Source organism: Ruania alba, from assembly GCF_900105765.1.
Lineage (GTDB): Bacteria > Actinomycetota > Actinomycetes > Actinomycetales > Beutenbergiaceae > Ruania > Ruania alba.
In genome coordinates this window covers 1,565,144-1,577,374 of sequence record NZ_FNTX01000001.1, presented here as the reverse complement: position 1 = coordinate 1,577,374, position 12,231 = coordinate 1,565,144, and the positions used below count along the sequence as shown (strand labels likewise).

Genomic DNA, 12,231 nt, shown 5'->3' with positions numbered 1-12,231 from the left:
CACGCTCGTTGCGTGCGCCGCGTGCTTCCTCCCATCCGGACTTTCACCGTCGGTCCTGGAGTTTCACCAGGTCAACCGACCGCCGAGGCGGCCGGGTCGCGGACTGTCACCGCCGGTTCGGACTTTCACCGACCCCGGAGCACGTTGGACTCTGCGAGCATTCTCGCATATCGACGGCTAAGCACTGCGGTAGGCGGCGGTGGCCGTCTCGCGCAGGGCGCCGATCTCGGCGTTCGGGTCGTCCGCGGAGTAGACGGCCGATCCGGCGACGAACATGTTCGCTCCGGCGGCGGCCGCTGTCGCAATCGTGTCGCGCGAGATCCCACCGTCCACCTGCACCCAGATGTCCCGGCCCAGTGCGGTGATCGCCTCCCGGGTGCGGCGAATCTTGGGCAGGGTGCCGGTGATCAGCGACTGGCCGCCGAACCCTGGCTCGACGGTCATCACCAGCACCATGTCGAACTCGTCCAGCAGGTCGAGATAGCCCTCCACACCCGTGGCCGGTCGTAGGGCGATACTTGCCCGGGCACCCTTCGCGCGGAGCTCGCGGGCGAGGCGAACGGGTGCGTTGGACGCTTCGGCGTGGAAGGTGACGGAGGCGGCACCGGCCTCGGCGTACGCGGGCGCCCACTCGTCCGGGTGGTCGATCATCAGGTGCACATCGGCCGGGACGTCGGTGGTGGCGAGGATACGTTCGACCACCGGAAGCCCGAAGGTCATGTTCGGGACGAAATGGTTGTCCATGACGTCCAGGTGCACATAGTCGGCGTGGGTGATCCGGCCGATTTCGTCGGTGAGGTTGGCCAGGTCCGCGTTCAGCACGCTGGGTGAGATCAGGATCGGCACATCGGGCACTGTCGTCATGGTTGCCAGCCTATCGAGAGCCAGGGCGGCACAGCCTCGGACCAGGTCAGCGCCGGATCAGCGCCAGGAACATCGCGTCGGTGCCGTGCCGGTGTGGCCACAGCTGCAGGAACGGGCCGTCTTGCGCAGGCAGTGGGGTGGTGGTCACCTGGGCAGCGATCTCGACGGCGTTCAGCAGCTCGGCGTGTTCGGTGCGCTTGAGCACGTCCTGGACCACCGTGCGGGTTTCGGCCACGTGCGGGGAGCAGGTCACGTAGGCGACCACTCCCCCGGGCCGGGTGGCCTGCAGGGCTGCCGTGAGCAGTTCCCGTTGCAGTGGGCCGAGGGTGGCCAGGTCCTTCGGGGTGCGGCGCCAGCGCGACTCGGGGCGGCGGCGCAGGGCGCCGAGACCGGTGCACGGGACATCCACCAGGACACGATCGAAACCGTCCGGATTGCCCGCGTCCTCCGGACCGACTTCGCGGCCGTCCCCGGTGCGGACGTCCAGCCCAGGCAGGATTTCTCTCAACGCTGCCGTGGACTGCTCGACGAGCCGGGTGCGGTGTGGCGAGAACTCATTCGCGATGAGCACCCCGCCGGGGGCGCGCTCGGCGAGCAGGGCGCCGAACAGTGCTGCCTTGCCGCCGGGGCCGGCGCACAGGTCGAGCCAGGTGGTGTCCGGGCCGTCCACCTGTGCGGCCGCGGCGGCGAGGGTGACGAGCTGGCTGCCCTCGTCCTGGACGCCGGCACGTGCGTGACGAACCACGTCGAGCGCGGCAGGGTCACCGTGGGTGAGGACGCGGGCGGTACTCGTCCACCTGCCGGGCTCGGCATCGGGCACATCCTCTGTGGTCGCCAGTCCGGGGCGAAGCACCACGGTGACGGCGGGGGCGGCGTTGTCCGCGTCGAGCAGGGCGGGGAGGTCGTCGGCACCCTCGGGCGTCTCACTGAGCGCGTGACGGAGTGCACGCACGATCCAGGAGGGGTGGGAGGTGGTGACGGCGAGTCGTTCGGTCTCGTCCGCGGTCTCGGCACCGATGATCTCGAGCCACTCCTCCAGGGGGCGGCCGGTGACCTGGCGCAGGATGGCGTTCACGAACTGGGCAGAACCGGCCCCGACCGTGCCGCGGGCGAGGCCGACCGTGGCGGAGACAGCCGCGTGGTCGGGTACCCGCATGGCCAGTACCTGGTGCACACCGAGCCGGAGTACGTCCAGCACCGGTGGGTCGAGCTGCGCGAGCGGACGGGCCGAGACGGTGGCGATGACGGCGTCGTAGCGGTCGCGATAGCGCAAGGTCCCGTAGGCGAGCTCGGTGGCGAAGGCCGCGTCGCGACCGCGGATGCCGCGCTGGCGCAGCAGGGGCGGCAACGTGAGATTGGCGTAGGAGTCGGAGTCGGCCACGGTACGCAGGGTGTCGTAGGCCGCGCGGCGTGCCGGGTCGGCGTCCCGGGCCCGGTCGGCGGGACGCTGTGCGGTGCGTTGCCGGGCGGGACGCCCGCCGTTGGGTCGGTCGCGGACTGGGCGACCGGCCCTCGGTCGGCTGTCACCACCTCGGCCATCACCACCTCGACCATCACCGGGCTGGCCGTCGCCGCGGCGGGCACCCCCGTGCTGGTGACCACCGCCGGAGGTGCGCCGCCCTTCGCGATCCGACCGTCCGCCGTCGGCGCTGGAGTCCTCGTTCATCGGATCGTCCCCTCCGAGTCTCCGGTCACGTCGAAGGCGGCTGCTGCGTCCAGCCGGGCCCCGCGGGCCCAGTCGGCGGCGGCCATCCAGCTCTTACCGGGTGGTGCAATCTCGCCGAGGCGGACGGGGTGGGTTCCTGTGCCCACGAGCACACCATCGTTGGTGACGGCGAGTTGACCCGGCGCCAGCGTGGTGGCGTCGGTGGCGATGCCAACCGGACCGAGCTTCACCCGAGAGCCGTCACGGGTGGTCCATGCGCCGGGTGCCGGTGTGCACCCGCGGATCCTGCGGTCGATGGCAACGGCGGGGTGTTGCCAGTCGATGTGGCCGTCAGAGGCAGCCAGGCGGGGGGCGAGGCTGACGCCGTCGTCGGGCTGCGGCTGCGGACGTGCCGAACCGTCGGCGATCGCGTCCAGGGAGGAGACCAGAAGCGGAGCACCAGCGGCAGCGAGCCGGTCGAGGAGTGTGCCGCTGGTGTCGGTGGGCCGGACCGTCTCGGTCATGGTGCCGAGCACGGGGCCGGTGTCCAGGCCTGCCTCGATCTGGAACGTGCTGGCACCAGTGATCTCGTCCCCGGCGATGATCGCGTGCTGCACCGGGGCCGCACCACGCCACGCCGGCAGGAGGGAGAAGTGCAGGTTGATCCACCCGTGCGTAGGCAGGGAGAGTGCGGGTTCACGCAGCAGCGCTCCATAGGCCACGACGGCGCATACATCCGGTTCCAGGGCGTGAAGCGCGGTGAGGATGTCATCGGCATGCGGGCGGTCTGAGGTGAGCACCGGGAGGCCGGCATCCTCCGCGGCACGGTGCACCGGGCTGGGGGTGAGAACGCGCTTGCGTCCGACCGGAGCCGGCGGTCGAGTGAGGACACCAACGACCTCGTGGTCCGAGGCGAGCAGCGCGTGCAGGGACGGGACGGCGACGGCGGGCGTCCCCGCGAACACAACACGCATGGGTCCCAGTCTAGGTGGGTGGGGAGCCTCTCCTGCGCTCGTTCTCCGCTGGCCTGACGGGGAGGCAGCGGAGCGCGGGTTTCCGCGGGTACCCGGCAATGCGGGCGCTACCTGAGGGCACCCGGACATGCCGAGGTCCCCGTCGACGGGTGGTGTCGGCGGGGTTCGGGGCGGGGTAGTCAGTCTGGTGGTGGGTCGGTGTGGCCGGGTGGATCCGAGTGTGTGGAGTTGCCGGCGTGGCGGCCGGCATCACCGAGACCACCGGGATCACCGGGATCACCGGGAGGTTCAGCCGCACCATGTGGGGGATGCCTGTGACCACCGGGCGGACTGCTCCCTGGTTGACGGGCCGACCCAGCGCTCGGGATGGGATACGTGCCGGTGGGCGTGACCAGGTACAGCACACCATCGGGTGCAGCCCAGTAATACACGCCCGGCGTGATCATCGAATACGACCACCCGGCGTGAGTCTTCGCCCGGTGATGACGTCGACACAAAGCGGCCATATTCACCGAACTGGTTCGGCCGCCCTGATCGAAGGGAACACTATGATCCTGATCGGCAGAACGCGCGGAGCGATTGCAATAGGGAAACCGGCACCGTCCATCACGAAGAATGACCTGCTCGCGCAGTGTCGGGCTGGCCTCATACGTGGACGCGGAGGTGAAGCCTGCGAGATCGATCACCGGACGCACCAGGATTCGTCCAGCGGTACCGCACCAGTGGCGAATCTGTTCTTTCGAGACCGGGGAGCGAGTGTTTTCGCACCGGCCCACGACCCCGCATCCGAACTCAGGGCCCGTTTCACCAGAGTTACCCGCACCCTCACCGGTACCGGAGCTCTCACCGGTGCCGGCTTCGGCGTGGTCGTTGAGGGCGTCAGCGGGCAGGTGCAGGTAGAGCATCACAGTCCGACCCATCCCACCCGCACCACCGGGTGTCCCCGTCGGGGAGGTAGGCCCGGTCATCGGGTCGAGACCCGCGCCGCTCACGCTGGTCTCGGTCGCGCTGGGCCCGGCGGTCGCGGTCGGCCGTGCGCCGGCGGCGCCAGCAGCCCTTCCACCGCCACCGCCACCGCCGCTGGTGTCAGCGGTGGGGATGGGCAAGGTGATGTGTCCGCGGGCGAGGAACGACGCACATCCTCACTGGTGCCGGGAAGGAACCCCGCCAGCGCACGTGCCTGGTCGGACACCGCAGCCTCAAGATCCAACGCGTCAGCCTGGTCGAGGCCTCCTTCGACCCGCACCACCGACCCCACACCCAATCCTGCTCCTGGTCCCGGTGCTGCGGTGGTGCCTGCCTCATCGAGGCGGATGTCGAAATGGCGCCCCTCCAACGCCGCTTCCTCATCCTTCGCGGCTTGGTCGGGATCAAAAGACACCATCGCGGCGGTCACGGTCCGCTCGATCTGCGCGACCGTGCAGGACCCGATCGTCCACGCCACCTGCGCATCCACCCAGGCCGCACCCGCGAACGGGAGGCGTTTCGTCATCCGGGTCACTGCCCGTGCCCGGTGGACACTCACCTGCCCGGCCCGCACCCGTTCCCAGAGTTGGGGCAACCGGTAGGCCAGTTCCACGATGGCGCCCACATATCCCAGTGCGGCCTCGTTCGACTGCCCCAACGCCGTCGCCAACCGGGTGAACTCCAGATCCGACACCAACGGGGCACCATCCCCAGCCAACCGCATCGGCTGCGCAGTTCCCGGCAACCCCTCATGTTCGCCCGGCAACCCGGCCCGCTCCAGCGTCTCCGGTAGTCCGGCATGTTCATCCGGAACCGGTAGGCCCGCGTGTTCGTCCGGGTCGAACACCGGCCCACCAGCCGTGGTGTCCCGGGTGGCCGGGTCGATCGCTCGTTCACCCACCCAGGCGATCACCAGCTCAGCACGCTCGACATCGACCGCCCGAGCCGTGGTGACGTTCTCCCGCAGGGCAGCCAGCACCGCGTTTCCGGCCGGGGCCGAGAATGCGGGACCAGTGGCTGTCGAGGTCATGGCTTTATTCTCCCAGGAAGCACTGACATTGCGCCGGACAGCATCGGCACCTGTGGAAAACTCCCGCAATGACCGGCACATCGGCCAGACGCATCTGAAAGACCCGCGTGGCATCGGTCAATTCGCAGCCCAGGAACAGCCGGACAGACAATTGCTGCCCTTATCCTGGCCAGGGCCGAGAATGTCGTGTCAGCAACTATCGACGTCATCTCCGTATTCTCTCCGACGGCACTGACACTGATGATGGTTGAAGGCTCCCGGGAGTCCCACTCACCGACCGGGCGGACATGAACTCAGACGCGTCGAGCGAAGCCCCGCCGGCTCTCTCAACGCAGGACCGCGAGCGTGACCGTCTCTGCTTGCCCTTGCCACACGCCACGCAACGCCGCTCGCACACCGTCCGAGGGCGATGCGACGAGCGGGCGCCGGTACGTCACGAGGAACTCACCGTCGGCAGTGGTGGAGACCGACTGGTTCGTGCGTTGGTCCGGTTCGTAGCGATCAGGAGCAACAGGTCGGGACCGCAGTGCCCCTGTCCCATGGACCTCGGCCTGGGTATCTCGGACGATCCGCTCGCCCGACTCGTCAACCAGCTCGGCGCCGCTCCCTCCATCACGCATCACCGCCGTCAGCGCAGCGATATGCACGGGGTCCCGCGGGGCGTCGTAGACCCACCGGGTTCCGAGTGCCGAGTGCTCCATCGTGCCGATCAACGCCTCACCGGCACCGGCGAGTTCAGCAGCACGATACGTCAGCGGCAGCTGCACCAGTCCGCCGTCGGCCGTCCGTACCAGCAGCGTCTCCAGACCGACCTGACCATCCGGGTCGTCGAAGCGATATGCGGCCACCACCTCGGTCGGCTCCGCCCCGGACGCCCACGGCTGCTGGGGCACCCAGCCAGCCACGAGCTCCAACTTGGTCGGATGCAGGGTTGCCCGGTGCAGGAGTGCCATGGCGCCATCGTATGGTGTCGTGCCCCCAACGCCCAGGCCCACGTTAGACAGTGACTCCCCACGCCTGCAGCGCCTCCCGCCACCGCTCGGCCGAGGTGAACACCTCTGCGCGTAGCCCGGCGGCGCGGGCGGCCTCCACGTTCGCGGGACTGTCATCGATGAATGCCGTCCGCCCCGGATCGAGCGAGAACCGCGAGATCAGCAGCTCGTAGATCGCCGGGTCCGGTTTCACCATCCCGACCTCCCCGGAGACCAGGACCGCTTCCAATCGCCCGATCGCCGGCGCCGCAGCTACTCCATGATGGAACGTCTCCGCCGACCAGTTCGTCAGACCAAGGGTCCGCACACCCGCCGACTGCAGATCGTCCACGAGCTGCGCCATCCCCGGCACCGGACCGGACAAGGCCAGATCGAACCGGGCCAGATAGGTGTCCATCTGGCGCACCACATCGCCGGCCCGTGCCGCCACCTCCGGGCGGATGTCCGCCCACCGCTCCCCCGCGTCCAGCCGTCGGTTCAGTGCAAAGAAGTCCAGTGCGTCGAGCACGTCCTCGGTCCCCCGCTCCCCCAGCTCCTCGACCCAGACGCGCCGCGGGTCCCACCTGACCAGCACCTGTCCCAGGTCGAAGACCACGGCCTCTACCGGAGCGTCTCGATCCACCTGCACCATCACCCTCGTCTCCTCATCATCCGGCGGATCAGCGCCGGGTCTGTCACAGGCGATCCGGATCGACCCGTACCCGGACCGTACCGGCGTCCTTGCGCGCGCTTCGTACCGCAGCAGCCTGCCCCAGCGCACGCCCCAGCACGTCCGCCTGCGCCCGCGGAGCCCGCACCAACAACCGCACCAACAAGCCCCCGTCAGGGCCGCTCTCCTCCACCGGCACCGGGCCCAGGGTGACGGCACCGTCGGGCAGCGTCAGCATCCCTTCGAAACGCCGGATCGCCGCCGGATCCCCGGTGACCGCCGCCAGCTGCACCACCGGTGGGAAGTCGAGCTCGGCTCGTTCGCCCAGCTCTCGTTCCGCATGCCCCACCGGATCCCACCGCACCAGTGCCTGCACAGGAACCGGTGCACCATGGCCCAGCAGCATCACCTCACCGGAGGCACGCACCAGCGCCGCCGCACGCATCCACCGTCGTAGCGCCTCGACCGAGGCACCGAGCTCCGGCCGGCCGGTGAGCACCGCGGCATCCAGCAACAGCCCGGCCTGGTAACCGCCGTCGGCGATCGGCTCCGCACCAGGGGTCGCCACCACCAACCGCGGCCGGTCGTCCACTCGGTCCGTCACGCCGGTATCGCCCCCGGAAACGAGCACCGGTACGCCGGGAAAGGCCCGGCCCAGTTCCTCCGCTGTACGGTCCGACCCCACCCGGACCGCCCGCATGACTGTGCCGTCACATACCCGGCACTGCCACCGAGTCTGCAGCCGTCCGCACCACCGGCACGTCGGTGTCGCGTCGGGACGCGACATCCCCAACGGCCCGTGGCACTGGTCGCACTGCGCCGGGGTCCGGCACGTCTGGCACGCCACCACCGGCAGGTATCCCGACCGCGGCACCTGGACGAGCACCGGCCCCTCCGTGAGCCCGCGGCGCACGGTCTGTACCGCGATCCCGGGGATGCGCGCCCTGCCCGCCGCGCCCTCACGATCGAGGTCCACATCACCAGGCGCCACCACCCGTGGCGTCCGCTCGCGCACCACCGCACGTGGCGCATGCACCGAGCGCGCCCAGCCCTCGCGGACCAGCGCCTGCGCGTGCGGGGTCCGGTTGAAGCCCGCAATCAGCGCACCCGCCCCCACCGACGCCGCACGAATGGCCAGCACGTCCCGGATGTGCGGGTACGGAGCACGCTGCTCGGTGTGCAGATCGTCCCCGTCGTCCCAGCACACCACCAGGCCGAGGTTCCGCACCGGGGCGTAGGCCGCCGAGCGGGTGCCCACCACGACGTGCGCCTGCCCGGTCAGCGCCAGCAGGTAACGGCGGTACCTGGCGGACGCCCCCTGGTCCGCAGTGAGCACCACGTGCTCCACCTCGGCATCATCCATCGCCTGGCTCAGGTCGGCGACATCCCGTTGGTCAGGCACACACACGACGGCGTCCCTCCCGCCGGCACGGACCGCCTGCACCGCGGCCGTGATGGCCGCTGCCCAGTGCGCGCCGCCCAGGCGGTCCTGCACACCAGCCGTACCGTCCTGCGCGGGCGAGCCTGCGCCGTCGGGTACTGACGACCGAGGCCCCCAGGGCAGAGCCGACCACACCGCCCGGGGTGACTGCCCGCCGGCCAACCGACGCAGGAACGCCTCTCCCCCGGCGTACCCGGCCCACCGCAGCACCGCGCCCGGAGGCACCTCACCGGGCGTGGCGTCGGTGTGCGGGTCCGGCAGGCGGGTGTCGCCACCGTCCGTGCCGTCCTCGTGCCACGGCACGCGGTTGTCCCGGTGCTCATCGAGCGCCGCCAGAACCGCCTTCTCGGCCGTGGCGTGGCGGGGTGGGACGGCCAGGCGCAGCACATCGGTGACCGTTCCCGCGTAGCGGCGCGCGACCGCTCGGGCCAGCTCGAGCACCTCGGGGGTGAGCACCGCCACCGGTGAGACCACCTTGCGCAGCGGCGCTAGCGTGCCGTGGTGTGTCGAGGCCGTGGTCCGGCCCACCACGTACCCGTCCCGTTCGGTGCCGGCGAACCGCACCTTCACCCGCACACCGGGGTGCACGTCGTTGTCCATCGCGTCCGGGATGCCGTAGTCGAAGGTGTGGTCCAGGTGCGGCAACGGCACGTCCACGTAGACCTGTGCCACGGCCGCGAACGCAGGCCGGGCCGCCGGGGCAACGCTCCCCGGATCGAGCAGGCTCGGCTGTTCGGTCTCCACAGCACCAGATCCCATCACGAGCAGGCGACATCGCGCACAGTCACCGGCCACACGCCGGTCGCTCCGCCGAGATCAGGAGGACCCGGCGACGGCGGCTCGTAGCGCCTCGACGCGATCGGTGCGCTCCCAGGTGAACTCCGGCAGCTCTCGGCCGAAGTGACCGTAGGTGGAGGTGAGCGCGTAGATCGGGCGCAGCAGGTCCAGATCGGCCACGATCGCCGCGGGGCGCAGGTCGAAGACCTCGGTGATTGCGCGCGAGATCTGATCGGTCGGCACCGTCTCGGTCCCGAAGGTCTCCACGTACACCGCGATCGGGCGCGCCCGGCCGATCGCGTAGGAGACCTGCACCTCGCATCGGCGTGCGAGTCCGGACGCCACCACGTTCTTCGCCACCCAGCGCATCGCGTAGCTCGCCGAGCGGTCCACCTTCGAGGGGTCCTTCCCGCTGAACGCGCCACCGCCGTGACGGGACATCCCACCGTAGGTGTCGACGATGATCTTGCGGCCGGTGAGCCCGGCGTCGCCCATCGGGCCCCCGATCACGAAGGTGCCGGTCGGGTTCACCAGAAGCGTGTAACTGGAGACGTCGATGTTCAGCTCGGCTGCCACCCGGGCCAGCTCGTGCTCGATCACGTGCTCCCGGATCGCCGGCTCGAGGTCGTCCGCGAGCCGCACATCCGCCTCGTGCTGGGTGGACAGCACCACCGTGTCCACGGCCACCGGCCGGTCGCCGTCGTAGGCGATCGTCACCTGTGTCTTCCCGTCCGGGCGCAGTCCCGGCACGATGTTCTCCTTGCGCACCTGGGTCAGGCGTGCACTGAGCCGGTGCGCGAGCAGGATCGGCAGCGGCATCAGCTGGGGCGTCTCGTCGGTGGCGTAACCGAACATCAGGCCTTGGTCGCCGGCGCCCTGGTCGTCGTATCCGGACGCGTCCGCGCCGGAAGCGCCATCATCGTGGCGCAGCTCCCATGACTTGTCCACACCCTGGGCGATGTCCGGGGACTGCTGCCCGATGGACAGGGAGATCCCGCAGGAGTGTCCGTCGAAGCCGATCTCCGAGGAGGTGTACCCGATCGCGCCGACGACGTGGCGCACCAATCGCGGAATCTCCACATAGCTGTCCGTGGTCACCTCGCCGGCCACGTGCACCAGGCCGGTGGTCACGAGTGTCTCCACCGCCACCCGGGACTGCGGGTCCGCGGCGAGCATCGCGTCCAGGATGGAGTCGGAAATCCGGTCGGCCACCTTGTCAGGGTGTCCCTCGGTGACGGACTCGGAAGTGAAGAGGCGGATAGTCACCCGCCGAGCCTATCGCTCCGTCCGGGCGCTCCCCGCACCGCTATGTGCCGGATCCCGCTGGGTGAGAAGGCGCACGACGGCGTCCCACACCACCGTCGCGACGTCGTCCTTGGAGCCGCTCCCCTGAGCCACGTCGGTGCCGCCGGCGTCCAGCAGGTGCACCGCGTTGGGCACGTCTCCGAATCCCCGATCCGTGCCGACGGCGTTCACGGCAAGCAGGTCAGCACCCTTGCGTCGGGCTTTCGCCCGCCCGTGCTCCAGCACGCTGCCTTCGGCGTCACCGGTCTCGGCAGCGAACCCGACGACGACCTGTCCGGACGCCTTCTGCTGCACCAGCGAGGCGAGGATGTCGGGGTTCTGCACCAGCTCGATCGGGGCGACCGCTCCGTCCCCCCTCTTCTTCGTCTTCGTCTCGTTCGTCGTTGCCGGCCGGAAGTCGGCCACTGCGGCTGCCATCACCAGCACGTGCGCACGCTCAGCGCTACGATGCATCGCCTCGTCCAACTGTGCCGTGGTCTCCACGGCAGTGACCTGCACGCCTTCGGGCAGCAGCGAGGCATCGACGTTCGCCGCCACCAGTTCCACCTCGGCGCCACGATCGGCCGCGGCCCGGGCCAGCGCGATTCCCTGCCGCCCGCTCGACCGGTTCCCGAGGAAGCGAACCGGGTCGAGGTACTCCCGGGTCCCTCCGGCGCTCACCGTGACGCGCAGCCCAGCCAGGTCCTGTGCGCCCGGTCGCGTCCGCGCCGCCATGAGCCCCATGGCGGCGTGCACGATCTCCTCCGGCTCCGGCAACCGGCCGGGTCCGGTGTCGGCACCGGTGAGCCGTCCGACCGCGGGATCGAGCACCTGCACGCCACGCTCACGCAGGGTGGCCACGTTCGTTCGGGTCGCCGGGTGCTGCCACATCTCGGTGTGCATCGCCGGCGCCATCAGCACCGGGCAGGTGACGGTGAGCAGGGTGGCGGTGAGCAGATCGTCGGCGATCCCGGACGCCGCGCGTGCCAGCAGGTCGGCGGTCGCCGGAGCCACGATCACCAGGTCCGCCTCTCGGCCCAACCGCACGTGGTCAACAGTGTCGGCGCCGTCGAAGACCGAGTTCGTCACCGGTTCGCCGCTCAATGCCTCCCAGGTGGGTGCCCCCACAAACTGCAACGCCGTCCGGGTAGGGATCACCCGGACGGCGTGACCGTCTTCCCGCAACGAGCGCAACACGGCGGGGACCTTATAGGCGGCGATCCCCCCGCTCACTCCGAGCAGGACACGCATGAGAGCGGTTCAGTCCTCGGTCTTCTCGGCCGTGAGCAGGCCGTCATTGATCTCCCGCATGGCGATCGAGAGCGGCTTCTCCTGCGGCTTCGTCTCCACCAGCGGACCCACGTACTCCAGCAGGCCTTCGTTGAGCTGGGCGTAGTAGGCGTTGATCTGACGGGCGCGCTTGGCCGAGTAGATCACCAGCGAGTACTTCGAGTCGACCGCCTCGAGGAGGTCGTCGATGGGCGGGTCGGTGATGCCCTCGGGCGCGGCAACGATTCCTGACATTGTGGTCCTTCGCATTCGTCGGTCTGGCTCAGGTGCGCATCTCGGCCGTCGGCGTGACGGCGAGGTCGATGACAGGCGTTCCCCA

11 protein-coding genes and 1 riboswitch are annotated in these 12,231 nt (G+C 70.0%); all 11 genes read right to left on the bottom strand.

Going from position 1 to position 12,231, the window contains the following annotated elements; translation table 11 throughout:
* Window positions 1-18: 18 nt before the first annotated feature.
* Window positions 19-146: riboswitch (FMN riboswitch) on the bottom strand.
* Between the two features lie 31 nt (window positions 147-177).
* A complete protein-coding gene (gene rpe / locus BLU77_RS07230) occupies window positions 178-864 on the bottom strand; it encodes a ribulose-phosphate 3-epimerase (protein ID WP_425441211.1) in 687 nt (228 codons plus the stop codon).
* A 46-nt stretch (window positions 865-910) separates the two neighbouring features.
* Window positions 911-2,530 carry an RsmB/NOP family class I SAM-dependent RNA methyltransferase gene (locus tag BLU77_RS07225; RefSeq protein ID WP_089772315.1) on the bottom strand — a complete coding sequence of 540 codons (1,620 nt, stop codon included), beginning with the start codon at window positions 2,528-2,530 and terminating at the stop codon, window positions 911-913.
* Window positions 2,527-3,483 carry a methionyl-tRNA formyltransferase gene (fmt, locus tag BLU77_RS07220; protein WP_089772314.1) on the bottom strand — a complete coding sequence of 319 codons (957 nt, stop codon included), beginning with the start codon at window positions 3,481-3,483 and terminating at the stop codon, window positions 2,527-2,529. Before fmt ends, BLU77_RS07225 begins: the two co-directional genes overlap by 4 nt.
* Window positions 3,484-3,662: 179 nt before the next feature.
* On the bottom strand, window positions 3,663-4,388 hold the full coding sequence (locus BLU77_RS23170) for an HNH endonuclease (RefSeq protein ID WP_425441219.1): 726 nt from the start codon (window positions 4,386-4,388) through the stop codon (window positions 3,663-3,665).
* Window positions 4,389-4,471: 83 nt separating this feature from the next.
* On the bottom strand, window positions 4,472-5,479 hold the full coding sequence (locus BLU77_RS07215) for a DUF222 domain-containing protein (protein ID WP_089772313.1): 1,008 nt from the start codon (window positions 5,477-5,479) through the stop codon (window positions 4,472-4,474).
* A 326-nt stretch (window positions 5,480-5,805) separates the two neighbouring features.
* On the bottom strand, window positions 5,806-6,432 hold the full coding sequence (locus BLU77_RS07210) for a CG0192-related protein (RefSeq protein ID WP_089772312.1): 627 nt from the start codon (window positions 6,430-6,432) through the stop codon (window positions 5,806-5,808).
* A gap of 43 nt (window positions 6,433-6,475) precedes the next feature.
* The gene (locus BLU77_RS07205; protein ID WP_089772311.1) at window positions 6,476-7,102 is read right to left on the bottom strand and encodes an HAD family hydrolase; all 627 of its coding nucleotides are present in this window, start codon (window positions 7,100-7,102) and stop codon (window positions 6,476-6,478) included.
* Window positions 7,103-7,145: 43 nt separating this feature from the next.
* Window positions 7,146-9,320, bottom strand: coding sequence for a primosomal protein N' (locus BLU77_RS07200; RefSeq protein WP_089772310.1), 2,175 nt, complete (start codon window positions 9,318-9,320; stop codon window positions 7,146-7,148).
* Between the two features lie 57 nt (window positions 9,321-9,377).
* Complete coding sequence (gene metK, locus BLU77_RS07195; RefSeq protein WP_089772309.1) at window positions 9,378-10,604, bottom strand: methionine adenosyltransferase; 1,227 nt, start codon at window positions 10,602-10,604, stop codon at window positions 9,378-9,380.
* A gap of 9 nt (window positions 10,605-10,613) precedes the next feature.
* Window positions 10,614-11,873 carry a bifunctional phosphopantothenoylcysteine decarboxylase/phosphopantothenate--cysteine ligase CoaBC gene (gene coaBC, locus BLU77_RS07190; protein WP_089772308.1) on the bottom strand — a complete coding sequence of 420 codons (1,260 nt, stop codon included), beginning with the start codon at window positions 11,871-11,873 and terminating at the stop codon, window positions 10,614-10,616.
* Window positions 11,874-11,882: 9 nt separating this feature from the next.
* A complete protein-coding gene (gene rpoZ, locus BLU77_RS07185) occupies window positions 11,883-12,146 on the bottom strand; it encodes a DNA-directed RNA polymerase subunit omega (RefSeq protein WP_089772307.1) in 264 nt (87 codons plus the stop codon).
* Between the last annotated feature and the right edge of the window lie 85 nt (window positions 12,147-12,231).